The sequence below is a fragment of the Mesorhizobium sp. M0664 genome (genome assembly GCF_040320565.1).
Lineage (GTDB): Bacteria > Pseudomonadota > Alphaproteobacteria > Rhizobiales > Rhizobiaceae > Mesorhizobium.
This window is the reverse complement of the sequence record NZ_JAMYPW010000012.1, coordinates 73,667-91,846: the sequence shown is the minus strand read 5'-3', so window position 1 is coordinate 91,846 and position 18,180 is coordinate 73,667. Positions and strand designations below refer to the sequence as shown.

The 18,180-nt window shown below is 63.2% G+C and carries 21 protein-coding genes; 10 read left to right on the top strand and 11 right to left on the bottom strand.

Annotated elements, in window-relative coordinates; all coding sequences use genetic code 11:
• Nucleotides 1-21 precede the first annotated feature (21 nt).
• From NKI39_RS14595 to NKI39_RS14575, 5 genes are all read right to left on the bottom strand, one after another.
• On the bottom strand, nucleotides 22-495 hold the full coding sequence (locus NKI39_RS14595) for a DUF992 domain-containing protein (RefSeq protein WP_352469481.1): 474 nt from the start codon (nucleotides 493-495) through the stop codon (nucleotides 22-24).
• A gap of 136 nt (nucleotides 496-631) precedes the next feature.
• Nucleotides 632-1,477 (bottom strand): tetratricopeptide repeat protein, encoded by an 846-nt coding sequence (locus NKI39_RS14590; RefSeq protein ID WP_352832508.1) that lies wholly within the window; start codon nucleotides 1,475-1,477, stop codon nucleotides 632-634.
• A gap of 161 nt (nucleotides 1,478-1,638) precedes the next feature.
• Nucleotides 1,639-1,911, bottom strand: coding sequence for a 30S ribosomal protein S21 (rpsU, locus tag NKI39_RS14585; RefSeq protein WP_023675331.1), 273 nt, complete (start codon nucleotides 1,909-1,911; stop codon nucleotides 1,639-1,641).
• 266 nt (nucleotides 1,912-2,177) lie between these two features.
• Complete coding sequence (locus NKI39_RS14580) at nucleotides 2,178-2,564, bottom strand: SET domain-containing protein (protein ID WP_352454023.1); 387 nt, start codon at nucleotides 2,562-2,564, stop codon at nucleotides 2,178-2,180.
• A gap of 129 nt (nucleotides 2,565-2,693) precedes the next feature.
• Nucleotides 2,694-3,452 carry an SDR family oxidoreductase gene (locus tag NKI39_RS14575; RefSeq protein ID WP_352832506.1) on the bottom strand — a complete coding sequence of 253 codons (759 nt, stop codon included), beginning with the start codon at nucleotides 3,450-3,452 and terminating at the stop codon, nucleotides 2,694-2,696.
• A 195-nt stretch (nucleotides 3,453-3,647) separates the two neighbouring features.
• Between NKI39_RS14575 and NKI39_RS14570 the strand changes: the two genes are divergently transcribed.
• Nucleotides 3,648-4,388 carry a hypothetical protein gene (locus tag NKI39_RS14570; RefSeq protein WP_352832503.1) on the top strand — a complete coding sequence of 247 codons (741 nt, stop codon included), beginning with the start codon at nucleotides 3,648-3,650 and terminating at the stop codon, nucleotides 4,386-4,388.
• 47 nt (nucleotides 4,389-4,435) lie between these two features.
• Here the strand turns inward: NKI39_RS14570 and NKI39_RS14565 are convergent, their stop codons facing one another.
• Entirely contained in the window at nucleotides 4,436-4,810 is a 375-nt protein-coding gene (locus NKI39_RS14565; RefSeq protein WP_352832500.1) for a YrdB family protein, read from the bottom strand.
• Between the two features lie 199 nt (nucleotides 4,811-5,009).
• Between NKI39_RS14565 and NKI39_RS14560 the strand changes: the two genes are divergently transcribed.
• The 6 genes from NKI39_RS14560 to NKI39_RS14535 are packed head-to-tail and all read left to right on the top strand — an operon-like array spanning nucleotide 5,010 to nucleotide 10,816.
• Nucleotides 5,010-6,263, top strand: coding sequence for a sarcosine oxidase subunit beta (locus tag NKI39_RS14560; RefSeq protein WP_352469485.1), 1,254 nt, complete (start codon nucleotides 5,010-5,012; stop codon nucleotides 6,261-6,263).
• A gap of 7 nt (nucleotides 6,264-6,270) precedes the next feature.
• Nucleotides 6,271-6,681: a hypothetical protein gene (locus NKI39_RS14555; RefSeq protein WP_352469486.1), complete on the top strand. Its 411-nt coding sequence runs from the start codon at nucleotides 6,271-6,273 to the stop codon at nucleotides 6,679-6,681.
• Complete coding sequence (locus NKI39_RS14550; RefSeq protein ID WP_023675338.1) at nucleotides 6,681-6,977, top strand: sarcosine oxidase subunit delta; 297 nt, start codon at nucleotides 6,681-6,683, stop codon at nucleotides 6,975-6,977. Before NKI39_RS14555 ends, NKI39_RS14550 begins: the two co-directional genes overlap by 1 nt.
• Nucleotides 6,974-9,967 carry a sarcosine oxidase subunit alpha gene (locus NKI39_RS14545; protein WP_352832498.1) on the top strand — a complete coding sequence of 998 codons (2,994 nt, stop codon included), beginning with the start codon at nucleotides 6,974-6,976 and terminating at the stop codon, nucleotides 9,965-9,967. Before NKI39_RS14550 ends, NKI39_RS14545 begins: the two co-directional genes overlap by 4 nt.
• Nucleotides 9,960-10,538 (top strand): sarcosine oxidase subunit gamma, encoded by a 579-nt coding sequence (locus tag NKI39_RS14540; protein WP_352539384.1) that lies wholly within the window; start codon nucleotides 9,960-9,962, stop codon nucleotides 10,536-10,538. Before NKI39_RS14545 ends, NKI39_RS14540 begins: the two co-directional genes overlap by 8 nt.
• Nucleotides 10,539-10,591: 53 nt before the next feature.
• Nucleotides 10,592-10,816, top strand: a complete 225-nt coding sequence (locus NKI39_RS14535; protein ID WP_023675341.1) for a hypothetical protein — start codon at nucleotides 10,592-10,594, stop codon at nucleotides 10,814-10,816.
• Between the two features lie 101 nt (nucleotides 10,817-10,917).
• On the opposite strand, the gene NKI39_RS14530 is transcribed toward NKI39_RS14535, so the two are convergent.
• Together NKI39_RS14530 and NKI39_RS14525 are read right to left on the bottom strand one after the other, a co-directional pair.
• Nucleotides 10,918-11,157: a DUF680 domain-containing protein gene (locus NKI39_RS14530; protein WP_352469490.1), complete on the bottom strand. Its 240-nt coding sequence runs from the start codon at nucleotides 11,155-11,157 to the stop codon at nucleotides 10,918-10,920.
• A gap of 177 nt (nucleotides 11,158-11,334) precedes the next feature.
• Complete coding sequence (locus tag NKI39_RS14525) at nucleotides 11,335-11,976, bottom strand: TetR/AcrR family transcriptional regulator (protein WP_352832495.1); 642 nt, start codon at nucleotides 11,974-11,976, stop codon at nucleotides 11,335-11,337.
• Between the two features lie 189 nt (nucleotides 11,977-12,165).
• Here NKI39_RS14525 and NKI39_RS14520 point away from each other — a divergent pair, with 189 nt between their 5' ends.
• Nucleotides 12,166-12,867 carry a hypothetical protein gene (locus tag NKI39_RS14520; protein WP_352469493.1) on the top strand — a complete coding sequence of 234 codons (702 nt, stop codon included), beginning with the start codon at nucleotides 12,166-12,168 and terminating at the stop codon, nucleotides 12,865-12,867.
• A gap of 41 nt (nucleotides 12,868-12,908) precedes the next feature.
• On the opposite strand, the gene NKI39_RS14515 is transcribed toward NKI39_RS14520, so the two are convergent.
• The 3 genes from NKI39_RS14515 to NKI39_RS14505 all read right to left on the bottom strand — a co-directional run bounded on the left by NKI39_RS14515 (nucleotide 12,909) and on the right by NKI39_RS14505 (nucleotide 15,591).
• Nucleotides 12,909-13,403 carry a MaoC family dehydratase gene (locus NKI39_RS14515; protein ID WP_031211357.1) on the bottom strand — a complete coding sequence of 165 codons (495 nt, stop codon included), beginning with the start codon at nucleotides 13,401-13,403 and terminating at the stop codon, nucleotides 12,909-12,911.
• Between the two features lie 38 nt (nucleotides 13,404-13,441).
• A complete protein-coding gene (locus NKI39_RS14510) occupies nucleotides 13,442-14,257 on the bottom strand; it encodes an SDR family oxidoreductase (RefSeq protein WP_352832493.1) in 816 nt (271 codons plus the stop codon).
• Between the two features lie 506 nt (nucleotides 14,258-14,763).
• Complete coding sequence (locus NKI39_RS14505; RefSeq protein WP_352832490.1) at nucleotides 14,764-15,591, bottom strand: MurR/RpiR family transcriptional regulator; 828 nt, start codon at nucleotides 15,589-15,591, stop codon at nucleotides 14,764-14,766.
• 146 nt (nucleotides 15,592-15,737) lie between these two features.
• Here NKI39_RS14505 and NKI39_RS14500 point away from each other — a divergent pair, with 146 nt between their 5' ends.
• Together NKI39_RS14500 and NKI39_RS14495 are read left to right on the top strand one after the other, a co-directional pair.
• Entirely contained in the window at nucleotides 15,738-16,562 is an 825-nt protein-coding gene (locus tag NKI39_RS14500; protein WP_352818212.1) for an N-formylglutamate amidohydrolase, read from the top strand.
• Between the two features lie 22 nt (nucleotides 16,563-16,584).
• Nucleotides 16,585-18,147: an amino acid permease gene (locus tag NKI39_RS14495; protein ID WP_352612946.1), complete on the top strand. Its 1,563-nt coding sequence runs from the start codon at nucleotides 16,585-16,587 to the stop codon at nucleotides 18,145-18,147.
• Nucleotides 18,148-18,180: the final 33 nt, after the last annotated feature.

The window sequence follows — 18,180 nt, the reverse complement described above, 5'->3', positions numbered from 1 at the left end:
CTCGGGAGCCATGCTGCGCCGTTATTTGAACGAGTGGATCAGGTCGAGCGAGGTGACGGCGACCGCCAGGTTGACGCCGGTCTGTGCCTGGACACTGAGCGGCTGCAGCGAAAAGGCGCTGTCGAGGCCGCCGACCAGGAGATTGGCGCCGCCACCGGTGACCACGCTGGCCTCGGCGTTCACGCCATAGTAGCTGCCGGCAAGGTCGCCTTCATCGTGGTTGCGGGTCGCCGCCAGAACCGCCCATACCAGCTGGCCCTGATGCGTCCGGCCGACATCGACGCCGAGCTTGGAAATCACCCCGGTATAGACTTCAGAGGGGCCGCCACGATGCGGACGAAAGACACAGGAAACACCCTTGTTGGAAGTGACGAGATAGGCCGTGCCGCCGTCGATGGTGCAGTCGAGCACGCCGAGCTGGAGTTTGCTGGCGCTGGCGGGAGCGGCAACGACGGTCGTGGCGAGAACAGCGGCACAAGCGAGTTTCTTGATCATGGCAGGGTCCTTTCGAAATTGCCTTGTACAAACGGCTGAGCACGCCGAGCGTTCCGCCGAAAACTTGGCGCCAGCAAGGCGAAGCTAAACGCAGGGTTGTCGGAGTGCGGAAACGGAGGCCCGATTAACCGGCCGCTCAGCCAGCACTGGTGCGGGCCAGGCCGTCCTTGGCCGGCTGGTAGGTCGGATTGAGGTGCACGGCCTCGCGGTAGGATTTCGCGGCCCTGACCTTGTCGCCGCGCCGCTCGTAGATCAACGCCTGGTTGGACCAGGCCTCAGCATTCTTGCCGTCGAGCTTGATGGCCATGTTGAAGTCGGCGAAGGCATTGTCCTCGTCGTTCATGGCAAGGTAGGAGAGGCCGCGCCCGTTGTAAGGCTCGGAGGCGTCCGGCGCCAACGAAATGGCGGTCGAGAAATCCTCGATGGCAAAGGCGTGCTGGCCCTGGCTCTGGTAGATCAGGCCGCGATTGTGATAGGCGCGCGCATCGGTCGTGTCGAGCTGGATGGCTTTCTGGAAATCGTTGAAGGCTTCCTGGACCCGGCCCGCCCTGCGGTAGAGATTGCCGCGGCCGATATAGGCGGCGTCATAGTTGGAATTGATCTGGATCGAGCGATTGTAGTCGGCGAGCGCGCTCGCCTGATCGCCGAGGAAGCGCTGGATGAGCGCACGGTTCGAATAGGCCTGGTAAAAATTCGGATTGAGCTGGATGGCAGTGTTGAAGTCCTTCAGCGCCGCCTGGTACTGGCCGCCGCGGCCATAGGCCGAGCCGCGCACATTGTAGGCTTCCGGATCCTGGGGGTTGCGCTGGATCACCGCCGACAGCGAGGAGATGTTCTCGCTCGAGCCTTGCGCCTTGTCGATGTTGTTGAACTCGCCGGTCGGAACGCTCTGGCAGCTGGCAAGCACCATCCCGGAAAGCAGGGCTGCCGTCAGGGCGAGGCCGCGCCACGCGGTTCTGCGCTCTACGGTGATTGCGTCCATATCTGCCCTGTCCTTACTGCGCCGTCTGGTCCGTTCCCCCTCCGAACCGGCATCTCTCCCAACCGGTCCTCTCGGACCGGGTCGAACTCACAACAAAAAGGTGGCGGCGATTCCGCATCGCGCCACCTTGGATATCCTTGGAAAAGGACGAAAAATTGACGTCAGAACCGCGGCGGACGCGGAGCACCGGCACCGGCAGCACCGGCCGCGACCGGACGCGGCGTCATCGGCAGCAGGCCTTCGCGCTGGGCGCGCTTGCGGGCCAGCTTGCGGGCACGACGCACGGCTTCCGCCTTTTCACGGGCGCGCTTCTCGGAGGGCTTTTCGTAATGTCCGCGCATCTTCATTTCGCGGAAGATGCCTTCGCGCTGCATCTTTTTCTTGAGCGCGCGAAGCGCCTGATCAACATTGTTGTCGCGGACGAGTACCTGCACGTGCAATCCTGTCTTTCGGGTTTGAAATCAACAGGCAAGCGGCCATAGCCGCAAGCCTCCGCGGCGCGTTACACCACGAATTGGGGCGGCTGATAGCAGAATCAAGGGGCTCTGTCCACAGCCGATTGAGAGGCGGTGCCGATCCCGAAACGAAAAACCCGCCTCGGGGGCGGGTCCTTGGTGTGAATCAGCACCATATCAAGATTAGTAGCATAGCTGACGGCACAAAGCAAGAACAAAATTCGCCTTGGGCCAGATAGGCGCCGCTACGCCGTGGCCAGGTGGAGCTGCTCGAAACCCTCGAAGAACTCGCCGTAGTCGCAGGTTATTTCCTCGCCGGCGGCGATGTCGCGGGTCGCGGTGGCCCCGCCATATTGCGAAAAGTCGGTGTTCGGCTTGTCGGCGTGGTTCATGAAGCGGCCATTGTCGACCTCATAGACCATGAAGCCCGGCCGGTCCGGACTCGGATAGGCATATCTGTCGAGCAATTCCTTGAGGTGCGGCGGCGCCGTCTCGTATCTTTCCATCGGGATCAGCCGGTCGAAGTCCGGATCGAGCCGCCAGATCTGCGCCCCTTTCCGGATCGGCTCGGCGGCGAACACGCCGACGCCTTCGATTGCGCTTGCAGCGATATAGGTCCTGATCAGCAGCATGTTTCCAACCCGTTTTCGAGGAGAAGACGGAATCGTCAAATCGCCGGGAAAAGCAAGACCGGTTTTTCCGGCATTGCGGCTGGCGGGCCGACATTGCGGCTGGCGGGCCGACGCCAACCGCGAAACGCTTTACGTGCGGGTGATCGAGACACCGCCGTCGGCGAACAGTGCCGTGCCGGTGGTGAAGCTCGATGCATCGGAAGCCAGGTAAAGCGCCGAGCGGGCGATCTCCTCTGGCTCGGCGACGCGCTTCAAGGCATGCAGGTTTTCGACGAACGCCCGCGATTCAGGTGTGTTGAATGTCGCCGAAGGCGTGTCGGTGCCGCCCGGCAGCAGCGCGTTGACTCGAATCCCCTTGGCGCCAAATTCGGCGGCCAGCACCTGCGTCAATCCGATCAGTCCGGCCTTGCTCGCGGCATAGCTGGTCATGCCGGGCATGCCGACCGTGTAGCCGACGAAGGTTGAGGTGAAGATCAACGAGCCGCCGCCGCGTTCGACCATCGCCGGCACCTGGTATTTCGCGCCGAGAAAGGCGCTGGTCAGATTGGTATCGAGCGTCTCGCGCCAGCCCTCCAGCGACAGCTCAGAGACCGGCCCCATCCTGCCGACCGAGCCGGCATTGTTGAAGGCGATGTCGAGCCCGCCGAATTTCTCGACCGCCAGGTCGACCAGGACTTTCGCGTAGGCCTCGTCACGGACATCGCCGGCAAGAGCGATAGCCGTGCCGTCGGCGTCTTCGATTTCGGCAACCAGCGCATCGAGTTCCGCCTGGCGGCGGGCGGCGACGACGAGCCTGGCGCCTTCCTCGGCAAAGAGCTTTGCCGTGGCGCGGCCGATGCCGGAACTGGCGCCAGTGACGATGGCGACCTTGTTGGCGAGTGCGAACATTTTCTGCATCCTTTTTTGGCGCCGGCTCTTGCCGGCAATCGGATGCTTGGTCGCAGATAGAGGCGGTGCGAGCCACCCGATACCTGCGCTGTGGCCGACAGCGCTTCTTGACGTCCGCTGGCCACCAGGCTACGGGTCGTCATCCAAACTTGCGGGTGGACGCGCCACCCATTTGCAATGACCCCCCAAGACATGATGAGCAAGTTGCTGGAGCCCGGCTACGAGGGCGACAGCGAGTTGACGTGGGCTCTTCGTTCGGAATTTGGCAAAGGCTTTCCGATCGAAAACCTCCGGCCGCTGCTGGTCTCCAGCAATGGCCAGACACAAGCTGCAGCGGTGTTCATAGCGGTCGAAATGGGTTCCAGGCTCAGCTACAAGCTAAATTGTGTTGTCGCCGAGATAGCCGATCTGCTCGATAGCAAAGCTTCTCATCTCCGCTTCGACGCAATCGAGGCGCTTCTGGGATGCACCCCGCCGGCCGATGCCGCCATTCTCGGCCGCGTGATGCTGCGGCTGGATGACGAACATGCCGGCGTTCGGTGGAGAGTCGTCCAGTTCATCTGCCTTGCACAGCGCTGGCAGCTAGGGCTTGCGGTGGAAAATGCCGCCGCGCTTCGCCCGGACTCGGCTTTCACGACACTGGTCGACGCCTATGGTCATTATGTCATGCCGAGTTCCAAGGACCTGCCACGGTTACTCGAACATCCGGATGCGGTTTTGCGGCGCTTTGCGGCGGCCGTGGCTATCAGGCCGCGCGAGGTGATCGTCGAGCGCTTCGTGGCCATGGCGGAGCAGTCGGACGATGCGGAAATTCGTCAAATCGCTGCCGATTGCCACAAAGGTTATTTGCGGGCGACCTATGCGATTGGGCCGTCCATCCTGAAGCGTGCTCCGGCTGACCCCTCAAAAGGCGAAGCTCAGAAGAGCGACCAGTGAAAGCACGGCGCAAAACGGCAAGCGCCGTCGCAAACGGTGCAAGGCGACTATTGCCTAAGCAGCCAGCCGAGCCGATCGAGCGAAAATGCGTAGCTGACGGCGATCAGCAGGGCGACGGCAATGCCGGCTGTCGTGTAACCGGCCAGGTGGAATCCGGCAGCGCCGCCGAACAGGATGACGAGCTCGAGCACCAGCCGCACACCGCCCGGCACCGGAATCGGCGCCCGCCCCGACCGGCTCGGATCGTTCGGCACCGCGAAGATTCCCCAGAGCGCGGCGGCAACGAACGGCAATGACATGGCAAGGATCCAGCGCCACATGCCCGCTGAGAGGCTCCAGCCCGCCATGCCGAGGCCGAGCAAAGCGGCGAGCTCCAGCAAGAAGCGCAATGTCAGATTCCACCAGACGTTACCCACCGCCATAATCCTCCGATCGTCAGGCGACGGATAGCGGTGGAAGGCAATTGCATCAACCTGCCGGATGCGGCTTTTTCACCACGGCGCAAAACGGCAAGCGCCGTCGCAAACAGTGCAAGGCTGGCAGCACGGTTTCGCTAGTGATACAAGCTCGCGCGCCGGGGTTCGAGTGGATGCCCGGCCGTCATTTGCGAGGCCTGCGACGTTGAAGAAATACTCGGTATTCGCCATCGCCCGCGAGGCCATGCGCGGTCACAAGGGCTGGGAGGAACAATGGTCCTCGCCGGAGCCGAAGAAGGAATACGACGTCATCATCGTCGGCGCCGGCGGCCACGGCCTGGCCACCGCCTATTATCTCGCCACCGTGCACGGCATCACCAACGTCGCGGTATTGGAAAAAGGCTGGCTGGGCGGCGGCAATACCGGGCGCAACACCACCATCATCCGCTCGAACTATCTCTACGACGAGAGCGCCGGCATCTACGACCATGCGCTGAAGCTGTGGGACGGGCTCAGCCAGGAGCTCAACTACAACGTCATGTATTCGCCGCGCGGCGTCATGATGCTCGCCCATAACATCCACGACATCCAGGTCCTGAAGCGGCACGTCCATGCCAACCGGCTGAACGGCATCGACAATGAATGGCTGACGCCGGAGCAGGCCAAGGAATTCTGCCCGCCGCTCAACATTTCGCGCAATGCGCGCTATCCGGTGATGGGCGCCTCCCTGCAGCGCCGCGGCGGCACGGCGCGGCACGATGCCGTCGCCTGGGGCTATGCGCGCGGCGCCTCGGCGCGCGGCGTCCACATCATCCAGAATTGCGAGGTCACCGGCGTCAAACGGGCGCCGAACGGCGCGGTCACCGGTGTCGAGACGACGCGCGGCTTCATCGGTGCCAGGAAGGTCGGCGTGGTTGCCGCCGGGCACTCATCGGTGATCATGAACATGGCTGGCGTGCGCATGCCGCTGGAAAGCTATCCGCTGCAGGCGCTGGTGTCGGAGCCGGTCAAGCCGGTGGTGCCTTGCGTGGTGATGTCGAACACCGTGCATGCCTATATCTCGCAGTCCGACAAGGGCGAACTGGTCATCGGCGCCGGCACCGACCAATATGTCTCCTATTCGCAGACCGGCGGGCTGCACATTTTGCAGCATACGCTGGACGCCATCTGCGAGATGTTCCCGATCTTCACGCGCATGAAGATGCTGCGCTCATGGGGCGGCATCGTCGATGTGACGCCGGACCGTTCGCCGATCCTGGCCAAGACGCCGGTGCCCGGCCTCTATGTCAATTGCGGCTGGGGCACAGGCGGCTTCAAGGCGACGCCGGGTTCGGGCCATGTCTTTGCCCATACGATCGCCAGGGACGATCCGCACCCGATCAACGCGCCCTTCACCATCGAGCGCTTCCGCACCGGCCGCCTCATCGACGAGGCGGCGGCGGCAGCGGTGGCGCACTGAAGCCGAAATGACTCGCAAGACTCACACCATGCTTTTCGGATTGGCCCTCGTGGGCGTCACGGTGCTCTTCATGCTGTTGGTGGTCAGGGAGATTTTGGTTCGAATAGTCGGGTATGAGGCTAACGGGGTCGATCCGGTCATGTTGGCCATGTTTGTAGTTGTGGGCGTACTTACTTTTTTCTGCGTGTGGGCGTTTGCCATACCGAAAATACTCAAAAACGCGTTTCTGAATATCGGTTCCCCAAGAACCTTCTCTGGACCACGAACGCAAGCTGATGTCGATCGAGCCAAAGTGAATTTGCGCGCGGTAGGATTGCTCGTCGAAGACCGCCCTGCCGAAGAAAATGTTGTGACCAATCGTGGCAGACATGACGGCTCTGCACATGATGGGTCGACCAAATCCAAGAAAGTCGATTGATGCTTCTCATCCGCTGCCCCTATTGCGAGGAAGAGCGTCCGGAGCTCGAATTCCGCAACGCCGGCGAGGCGCATATCGCGCGTTCCCCAAACATCGCCAGCGAGAGCGACGACGATTTTGAAAAGTTCTTCTTCATCCGCTCAAACCCCAAGGGGATCATCTATGAGCGCTGGCGGCACATGCATGGCTGCGCGCGGTTCTTCAACGCCGTGCGCGACACCGTCAGCGACAGGTTCCTGATGACCTACAAGGCCGGCGAGCCGAAGCCCGTAAAGCTGCCGGGAGCCGCCAAATGAGCGCCACGTTCCGCATTGCCGGCGCCGGGCGGCTCAAACAGGCAAAGATAGCTGGCTTCAGCTTCGACGGCCGCCCCTATACCGGCATCGAGGGCGATACGTTGGCCTCGGCGCTGCTTGCAAACGGCGTCCATCTCGTCGGCCGCTCGTTCAAGTACCACCGGCCGCGCGGCTTGCTGTCGGCCGGCGCCGAAGAGCCGAACGCGCTGGTCGAGATCAAGCGCGACGCGGCACGCAAGACGCCGAACGTCCGAGCTACGGTGCAGGAGCTCTATGACGGACTGACCGCACAGTCACAGAACCGCTGGCCATCGCTCGCTTTCGACATCGGTGCGGTCAGCAGCATCGCCTCGCCGATGCTTTCGGCCGGCTTCTACTACAAGACCTTCATGTGGCCGAAGGCCGCGTGGAAAAACCTCTACGAGCCCAAGATCCGCGCCGCTGCCGGTCTCGGCGTCGCTCCTGACCAGCCGGATCCCGACCACTATTCGGCGCGCTTCGCCCATTGCGAGGTGCTGGTGCTTGGCGGCGGTGCCGCGGGCATCGCCGCAGCATTGGCCGCGGCCGAGACCGGCGCGCGCGTTATCCTTGCCGACGAGCAGGCGGAATTCGGCGGCAGCCTGCGCTTCGAGAGCGGCGCGAAGATCGAAGGCCAGGACGGCTTTTCCTGGGCGCAATCGGCTCTCGCCAAGTTGAGCGCGATGGACAATGTCCGCGTGCTGCCGCGTACCACGGCCTTCGGCTATTACGCGCAGAATTTCGTCGGGCTGGTCGAGCGCGTCAGCGACCATCTGCAGAACCCCGGCCGCGACCTGCCGCGCGAGCGGCTGTGGCAGGTTCGCGCTAAACGCGTGGTACTGGCGACCGGCGCCATCGAGCGCCACATGGTGTTTGCCGACAACGACCGGCCGGGCATCATGCTGGCGTCGGCGGCGCGCACCTATCTCAACCATTACGGCGTCGCCGTCGGCAGGAATATCGGCGTCTATACGGCGAACGATTCCGCCTATGCGGCGGCGATCGACCTGAAAAAGGCCGGCATCAACGTGGCGGCGATCGTCGACCTGCGCGACAACCCGACCGGGCCGGCGATCGACGAGGCGAGGGCGCTCGGCATCGAGGTCAATTTCGGCCGCGCGGTGATCCGCGCCGGCGGCAAATTGCGGGTGTCGTCGATGACCGTGCAGCCGAAGAATGGCGGCGGCGAGCGCACCATCCCGGTTGACGCGATTCTGATGTCGGCCGGCTGGACGCCATCGGTGCATCTGTTCTCGCAATCGCGCGGCAAGGTCGCCTTCAATGACGAGACCAAGCGCTTCGTGCCCGGAATTTATGCGCAGGACTGCGTCTCGGTCGGCGCCTGCAACGGTACCGACGGGCTGTCGGCGACGATCGACGAGGCCTATGCAGCGGGCGCCAAGGCGGCCAAGGACGCCGGCAGCAGGCCGGCCAAGGGCTCCAAGCCGAAGGTCGACGCCGGCGAGAGCTGGTCGCGCGGCATGCTGGGTGCAGCACCCGGTGCCGGATCGGATACGACGGTCAAGGCCTTTGTCGACTTCCAGAACGACGTCACCGCCAAGGACATCCGCCAGGCAGTGCATGAGGGCATGCGCTCGATCGAGCACGTCAAGCGCTTCACCACCAATGGCATGGCGACCGACCAGGGCAAGACCTCCAACATGCACGGCCTGGCGATTGCCGCCGAGACGTTGGGCAAGCCGATCCCGCAGGTCGGGCTGACGACGTTCCGCGCGCCCTATACGCCGGTGACATTCGGCTCGATCGTCGGCCACGCGCGGGGTCCCCTGTTCGACCCGACCCGCAAGACGGCGATCCATCCCTGGGCCGAGCGCCAGGGCGCTGTATTCGAGGATGTCGGCCAGTGGAAGCGCGCCTGGTATTTCCCGAAGCCGGGCGAGGACATACATGCCGCCGTCGACCGCGAATGCGTGACGGTGCGCAAGACGGCCGGCCTGTTTGACGCCTCGACGCTGGGCAAGATCGAGGTGGTCGGGCCGGATGCGGCCAAATTCATGGAACTGCTCTACACCAATCCATGGGAGAAGCTCGAGCCCGGCCGCTGCCGGTACGGCATCATGCTGCGCGAGGACGGCTTCATCTATGACGACGGTGTCGTCGGCAGGCTTGCACCCGACCGTTTCCATGTGACGACGACGACGGGCGGCGCGCCGCGGGTCATGAACCATATGGAAGACTATCTCCAGACCGAGTTCCCGCATCTCAACGTCTGGCTGACCTCGATCACCGAGCAGTGGGCGGTGATTGCCGTGCAGGGACCGAAGTCTCGCGACATCATTGCGCCGCTGGTCGAGGGCATCGACATGTCGGATGAGGCGCTGCCGCATATGTCGGTGCGCGAAGGCAGGATCTGCGGCGTGCCGACAAGGCTGTTTCGCATGTCGTTCAGCGGTGAGCGCGGCTTCGAGGTCAACGTGCCGGCCGATTATGGCGAGGCGGTCTGGGAAGCGCTATGGGCCGAGGGCCAGAAGCACGGAGCCTGTGCCTACGGCACCGAGTCGATGCATGTGCTGCGCGCCGAAAAGGGCTACATCATCGTCGGCCAGGATACCGACGGGACGGTGACGCCGAACGATGCCGGGCTCGACTGGGCCGTCGGCAAGAAGAAGACCGATTTCGTCGGCATTCGCGGCATGGCGCGGCCGGACCTGGTCGCCAAGGGCCGCAAGCAGCTTGTCGGCCTGAAGACCAGGGATCCCAAGGTGGTGCTGGAGGAGGGCGCGCAGATCGTCGCGGACCCGAAGCAGGCAATCCCGATGAAGATGATTGGCCATGTCACCTCGAGCTATTGGTCGCAAAATTGCGGCCGCTCGATCGCGCTGGGGCTGGTCGCCGGCGGCCGCGATCGCACGGGCGAGACGCTCTATGTGCCGATGCCGGACGGGATGATCGAGGTGGAGGTCACCGGCATGGTGTTCTTCGACGAGAAGGGGGAGCGCCTCAATGGCTAAAGCCGCTTTGAAAACCGACGCCGCCGGACCCTCAGTCGAACGCCGTCCAGCTCTCGCCGGCCAGTCGCTTTCCGCCGCCGGCGTTACACTTGCCGTGCTGCCGCCGGCCGAGCGCATATCGCTGCGCGCGCCGGAAGCCTCGATTGCGGCACTTTCGAAAGCGCTCGGCGTCGTCCTGCCGCAAAGGCCGAAAACCTCGGCGGCAAAGGCCGGACGCACGGCCTTGTGGCTCGGGCCGGACGAATGGCTGGTCATCGACGAGAGCGGAAAAGATCCGCTCGCCGACTGCGCCAGCATTTCCGTACTGCATTCGGCGGTCGGCATCTCGCACCGCAACGTCGCCATATCGGTTACCGGTCCGGCTGCCGCGGCGACGATCAATGCCGGCTGCCCGCAGGATCTGTCGCTCGACGTCTTTCCGGTCGGGGCGGCGTCGCGTACCATTCTCGGCAAGGTCGAAATCGTGCTGTTGCGCACGGCGGCCGACGCGTTCCGCGTCGAATGCTGGCGTTCCTTTTCCGATTATGTCTTTACTTTTCTGTCGGAGGCGGCGCGCGACGCGGCAGCATAGGCATGTTCGCCGCGCCCGCCCGTTCTGCGACAGCGAGCCGAGGGAGAACGCAAATGCCGCCGAACTCCGCGCCGAAGTCGCCGGTCAAGACGCCGGCCGTGCGCTCTTTCGAAGACGAGCAGCGCACTGGGACGGATATCGAAGAGGAACTCGAGGAAGGCCTCGAGGATACATTCCCGGCCAGCGATCCGGTATCGATCACCGGAACGGCCATTCCCGGCGCACCGGCAAGACCCGGCAAGCCCAAAAGCGTGGTGGGACAGAAGCGCAAGAAGTGATCTGCGCGGGGTGACAAAAAGCAGGGCTGAGGCAGCACGATGGGCGGCCGGTAATTGCTGCCGCCCTTTCGGTTCATCACCGCGTGTTGTCGCCCGTCGGCTCAGAAGCTGCTTGGCACGATCCACGGGTCGATGCCGATGCCGAGCCTCGGGCCCTTGCTGCCGGCCTTGTGGGCCGCGGCGTCCGCCTTTTCAAGCGATCCGGTCGGCGCGCAATCGAGCTTCACATCAGCCTTGGTGTCGATGCAGGCCGCTTCTTGCTTGCCTGTCTGACTGCTGCCGGCAAATGCGGCGCTAGAGAGCGCCAGCAGGGCGGCGAGCGTGAGGATTGCCTTCTTCATCGTCGGTCTCCGGTTCAGCTATTGAATTTCTCGTACTTGTACGGTATTGCGTACAGATACGCCCTGGACTCCCGATGTTCAAGCAGAATCGTACGCGTACGGAGAATTGCCGAACGCTCGGCGCTGTGGCGCGGATCGTTCGGAGAAGATCCTGCAGATCGGGAGGAGCGCCGCTCTTCAGCAGTTGACGGGCGGCGTGAGCGGCGCAATCTCGTGCGCGGCGATGGCTTCGAGCATGATGTCGCCGATCCGTGTGATGAACGTCGTCTGGTCGCCGAACGGGTAGAACGGGGAGGTGATCAGCAGCGAGATGGCGCCGTGGCCGACCGCCCACAGCATGGTGGCGATGGCGCGTGGATCGCCTTTGAGCCTGCCGGCGGCAACGCAGGCTTCGACCCTCTCGATCAGCACTTTCATCGCCGGGTTGCCGCCTTCCATCTCGGCAAAGGTCTTGCCGGTCGGCGGCTTGACTTTTTCGGTCATGAAGACGGTGCGGTACTCGTTGGGATTTTCCAGCCCGAAGGCGGCGTATTCGACAAGCACCGCCTTGAGCGCCTCGATCGGGTCGTCGGCCGTATGATTTGCGATGCGCCTGGCCAGGGTCTCGAAGGCATCCTCGGCCAGCGCGAACAGGATGTCCTGCTTGTCGGCGAAATAGGAATAGACCGACATCGGCGCATAGCCGACGCGCTTGGCGAGCTTGCGGATGGTGAGGCCGTCATAGCCTTCTTCCTGGACAAGCTTGCGCGCGGCGTCGACAAGTTCGGAACGCAGTTCGGCCTTTTGTTTTTCGCGGCGCTCCTGGACGCTTAGCTGCAACTTTCTACTGCCTTATGACTGATGCTGGATGCAGCATATATACGCTGTACGGCGTCGGGCAAGGGCGGTGTGAAGCAGAGGCTTGACCTCACAAAACGATGTAACCAGGCAATAAAGCCGGCAACATCGGACTGTTACAGACAAAGACTAATTCGCGGCTCTGCAAAAATTTCGTTTCGGGAGGCCGTTATGACCGGAACTGAGCTTTCGTCCGGCGTGCCGGACGTGGACCCGCTTTCTCATCGCGCCAGGATGGCGCTCAGGCGCGTCGTCATGGTCGCATGGCTGGCGATCGCGCTCGGCTTCGCCATGGAAGCTCTCATTCTGACCGTCAGATTTGCGGCAGGTGCCTACCCGGCGACGACGCAGGTTCTGATCGAACTGGCGCAAGGCGTGACCTGGTCGTTCTTCGTCTGCGCGGGCGTCAGCCTCGGCACGGCGCTCACCAAGGTGCGAGCCTCGCTCGGTGGCCTGATCGGTGCGATTTCGGCGCCACTGGCGATGGGCATCGCCAAAGGGACGCAAAAGGTTATGGTCAGCGCGCTGGACGCGGCGGCAAAGCCGGCCATCCTGTCGCTCACGACGCTCGGTGTGCTGCGGGCGATCGAATACGGGCTGCTCGGCTGGGCACTGGCGTCGCTGGCATCGAAGGAAGAACCGCGTCCGCTCCATTTCGCGCTGGCAGGCGCCCTGATAGGCGCGGTATTCGGCGGCGGCATCACGGTGCTGACCATCGAGACGGCCGCGGCGAACGACGCTGCTCTCGCAATGCCGCAGGCGATCGCAACCGGCCTCAACGAGATCGTGTTCCCAATCGGTTGTTCACTGGTCGTCTACATTGCGCTGCAGGTCAGCCGCCACATGAAGTACGTCGCGGCCGAAGCCAAATAGATTTGGCACAGATAGATTCGGGCTTCTCAGCCCGACGAGAGTCAGACCGCTTCCGGCTGGCGTTCGATCAGCGTCAGCGTCAGCCAGCGCGCGGTCAGCGCCGGTTTCTTCGAGCCCTCGATCTCGATCGTCACGTCGTGCGCCGTCTGCACCCACCCCGACGGCCTGACCTTGACGTCGGCCAGCACGAAACGGGTGCGGATGCGCGAGCCGGTCTTCACCGGCGCCAGGAAGCGCAGCGAATCGAAGCCATGATTGACGCCCATCTTGCTGTTTTCCAGCGGCGGCATGGTTTCGAAGGTCATCGCCGACAACAGCGAAAGCGACAGGAAGCCATGCGCGATGGTGCCGCCGAACGGTGTTTCGCGGCTGGCGCGTTCCGGATCGCAATGGATGAACTGATGGTCGTCGGTGGCATCGGCGAACTGGTCGATCATGCGCTGGGTGACGACCCGCCATGGCGACACGCCGACTTCCTTGCCGACGTTGGCCAGAAGCACATCGAGACTGATCGGTTCCACGCTGATGTCCTCCATCTTCACCCCCGGCATTTCGTTGCCGGATGGCGTGCGTCTCATTCCTTGAACAATGTCAGCCCGTGTTGCACCGACTGCCCGCCATCGATCGGCAGGATGGCGCCGGTGACATAGCTGCCGGCCCGGCTGCACAAATAGAGCGTTGCGCCGGCAATGTCATCCGGTGCGCCGATGCGGCCGATCGGAACGTGGTTGCCGATGTGTCTTGCCTGGTCCTCGGTGCCGGTGGCGAAGGCCGTCATCCGGCTCTGGAAAGGGCCAGGCGCAAAGGCGTTGACGGTGATGCGGCGGGCGGCGAACTCGATTGCCAGGATGCGCGTCAGGTGGTGAACCGCGGCCTTCGAGGCCGAGTAGGAGTAGGCATCTTCGGCCAACGGCTGCGTGCCCATCACCGATCCGAGGTTGATCACCCGGGCCGGGTCGGCATCGCCGGCGGCCGCCTCGAGCAGAGGCAGCAATTCGCGCGTCAGGTGGAAGACCGCGCTGACGTTGACGCCGAACACCTTGGCCCAGGCATGGTAGGGAAAGCTTTCCAGCGGCGCGCCCCAGGAGATGCCGGCATTGTTGACCAGGATATGCAGCCGCTCGGTCCGCGCCCTGACCTCGGCCACAAGCGCCGCAATGCCGGCCTCGCTGGAGACGTCGCCGGCAAAACCTTCCGCCCGGCCGGATGCGCCAAGTCCGTTCAACTCGCCGGCAACCTTGGCGCAGTCCTCGCCCTTGCGCGAGGCAATCATCACCGAGGCGCCGGCCATGACCAGAGCGGTCGCCGCCATGCGGCCGATGCCGGTCGCGGCGCCGGTGACCAGCGCCGTCTTGCCGGCGACTGAGAACAGCTCGTCCAGATAGCTCATCGAATTCCTCCGCGCAGTTCACCGCGCTTTGGTTCAAGGAAGCGGCTTCACGTCGACAAGGTTAGCCGGACTTCGATCATGCTTGCCATGGGTAAAGTAGCTGGAGTGGGGCACGCTTAGCGGCTGAATGGTTAAGCCCGAAATGCAAGGTGGTCATTCGGCCGTGACATGGGTCGGATGAATGATGCGGCCGTGCCCGTTAGCGAGCACCTTGGTAAGCGGTTCATTTCGCACGTGAACCAGTCGTCATTACTCCTCCGCCCAAGCCGCAGGCGGGTCTTGAGGAGTTGGGAGGTGGCCGAGCAGTGGGGCGGGACTGATATTCGCAGTCGTGGACGGGGACTATGCTGTCGGGGGGGAAGCCATGGGTAAGAAACAACGCACCGTCCTGCTGGCAGCGGTGGTTGCGACTGTCTTTGGCGTCCTTTTGCTGATCCTGATCCTGCAGATGATCAGTTTTCTAGTGGACTAGACCGAAGCGAAAGGCGTGCCTTTCCGGAGGAGCTCTACCGCAGGCTTTCCAGTTCGCGGATGCGTTTGGCGCCGTCGGCTTCGAGCTGCCTTGTGACCGCGCCGATCAGGGCTTCGGCAACGACAAAAAGCGCGGCGGATGAGTCCCAGGCCGAAGGCACGGCGGTGCGCCCGGCGATGACATGGCGGGCGAAGCGGGCGATCGGCGACAGCCACTGGTCGGTAAACAGCACGATCTGCACGCCGCGCTGGTTGGCCGTCTCGGCGAAACGGACCAAGCTGTCCTGGTAGCGCCTGATGTCGAAGATCACCAGCACGTCGCGCTTGCCCATGTCGATCAGTCGGTCGCGCCAGACGCTTTCCTGCCCGCCGAGGTGAAAAACGTTGGGCTGGATGATGGCGAGGTGGGCGGCCATGTAGCGCGCCAGCGGGTCGGTGAAGCGGCCGCCGATCAGGAATGTCTTGCCGCGCCGGTCGGCTAGCTTGGCGACGATGTCGGCAAGCTGTTTGTCCGAGAGATGCCGGAATGTCTCGCGCATGTTGTCGAGCGTCGCCTCCAGCATTGGCGAGACGGCGCTGGCGCCCTGCGATGGCGGATTGAGGGTGCGCGAAGCCGGCGACTGCAATTGCGCCGCCAGTTCGTCTTGCAGCGCCGACTGGAATTCCGGATAGTTCTGGAAGCCGAGCCGGGCGACGAAACGCAGGATCGTCGGCGATGATACGCCGGCCGTAGCCGAGAATTCGGCGACTGTCTTCAGCCCGATCAGCGGATAGCTGGCGATCAGCGCTTGCGCTGCGCGCCGCTCGCCGGCCGGCATGGTGCCGATACGGTCGGAGATCAGTTCGGCAATGCTCGAAACCATGCTTTTTCCCCACCCTGGCCGTGCCGTTAGCGCATTATCGAAATCGCGTTTGACAAAGCCGGCCAAACTGTATGAAATCATCCGCAGGGACGCAATGAGGCAAAATACGTAACATACGATACAGCGCTCCCCGGGGACAGCAGACAATGGAGACAGCACGGCCCGCCAGCCTTGCATCGCCTGAAACCGTAAGGGTGACGAACCCCGGCGGATCAAGCCCTTTCGTGCTGACCTGCGACCACGCCTCCAATTTCCTTCCACCGGAATTCGGAACGCTCGGCCTTGCCGCCGAGGAACTTTCCCGCCACATCGCCTGGGATCCCGGCGCCTTGCCGGTGGCGCGCCGCATGGCCGAGGCGCTCGATGCGACGCTGGTCGAGACCTGCATCTCGCGGCTCGTCATCGACTGCAACCGGCCGCTCGACGCGCCGGACCTGATAGTGACGGTCAGCGCCAGCGAAAAAACCGTGGTCCCGGCCAACCAGGGACTTTCGGCCGACCAGCGGGAGGCGCGCATCGCGCTGGCGTGGCGACCGTTTCACGAGCGGATCGCAACGGTCATCGACGAGCGCCTGGCGGCCGGGCGGGAGACCAGGCTGGTCTCGATCCATTCCTTCACGCCGCTCTACAAAGGCAAAAGCCGGCCCTGGCACATCGGCATCATCCACGACGAGGATCGCCGGCTGGCGGCGCCGCTGATCGCGACACTGAAGCGGCTTGCCGGCGTCAGCGTCGGCGTCAACGAACCCTATTCGCCGGCCGACCGGGTCTATTTCACGCTGGAACGCCATGCGCGCTCGCGCGGGCTGCCCTGCGCAATGATTGAAATCCGCAACGACGAGATCGCCGGCGCGGCCGGGCAGCGGAAATGGGCGGATCTGCTCACCGGTATTTTTCTCAATCTGGAGCCCGAAGCGGCCAAGGACTCCAGACCAAGCGCAGTCGGAAAGTCAGTTCAATCGGCCAGCTAAGAAACCAAAAGGGGACTTTAAAATGGTAGCACCGGGTTACAGCGAAGTTGACAAGAAGGAGGACCTGAAAGTTCTCCACGGAATGGGCTATGCTCAGGAACTGTCGCGAAGCATGAGCCGCTTCTCGAATTTCGCGATCTCGTTCTCGATCATCTGCATCCTCTCAGGCGGCATCAATTCCTTCGCGCAAGCGACGTCGTCCATCGGTGGCGCCGGCGCTGGCATCGGCTGGATCGTCGGGTGCATGGTTTCGGGATTTTTCGCGCTCGCCATGGCCCAGATCGCCTCTGCATTTCCGACCGCCGGCGGCCTCTATCACTGGGCATCCATCCTAGGGAACCGTTTCACTGGCTGGCTCACCGCATGGCTCAATCTGCTCGGCCTGATCACCGTGCTCGGCGCCATCAACATCGGTACTGCTTTCTTCTTCGTCGGCACTTTCGGCGGAGCCTTCGGCATGACTGGCACGCCTGGTGAGATCGTCGGGTTTGTCGCCTTCATCACCGTGTTGCAGGCGCTGCTCAATCATTTCGGCATCAAATTGACGGCTATGTTGACGGACGCCTCCGGCTTCCTGATCCTGGCAACGACAGCCGTGCTGATCGTCGCCTGCCTGATGTTTGCTCCAGCGATCGACATCACGCGGCTGTGGACGTTCACGAACTATTCGGGCGACGCGGGCGGCGGTGTTTTCCCGCAGTCCGATTCCATGACGTATCTCTTCCTGCTCTGCCTGCTGCTGCCGGTTTACACCATCACTGGCTATGACGCGTCGGCGCATACTTCGGAAGAAACGTTGAGGGCGGCGCACTCGGTTCCGCGGGCAATCGTTTCGTCCGTAGTCTGGTCGTCGCTGATCGGCTGGGTGATGCTGTGCGCGATCGTACTGGCGATTCCGGATCTGGCGGCCGGCGCCAAGCAGGGCTGGAGCGTGTTCTTCGCCACGATGGACGCGATCTTGCCGGCGTGGCTGAAGACACTGCTCTATCTGGGCATCCTGATCGCGCAGTTCCTCTGCGGTCTGGCAACGGTCACCTCTGCCTCGCGCATGCTTTTCGCCTTCTCGCGTGACGGCGGCATGCCGGTCGGCTCGGCCTCGCTAGCCAAGGTCAGCCCGACCTGGCGCACGCCGGTCAATGCGATTTGGACGGCTGCTGTGCTCGAGGTAATCTATGTCTTTCTTGCCCAGTTCATCTCGGTCGGCGGCACGAACATCTATACCATCGTCGTCAATTCGACATTGGTGTTCCTGTTTCTGTCCTTCATCATTCCGATCGTGCTCGGCATGATGGCTTTCGGAACGGAAAAATGGCCGAACCCCGGCCCATGGAACCTCGGCGCCGGCCTGTTCAAGCTGTTTTGCATCCTGTCGGTCATCGGCATGGCGATCATCTTCTACATCGCCATCCAGCCGCCGAACGACAAAGTGCTCTATATCACCTTGGGCTTCATTGTGCTGACCGCCGTGCTTTGGTTCGGTTTCGAGAACCGCCGCTTCCAGGGTCCGCCCATCGGCGACCAGATCGCAAAGCGCCAGGCGGCGATCAAGGCAGCCGAGATAGCTGTCGGCGAGGCCGGCGCCTGACGCTCTCTGATGAGCATGGCCGGCATCGTGCCG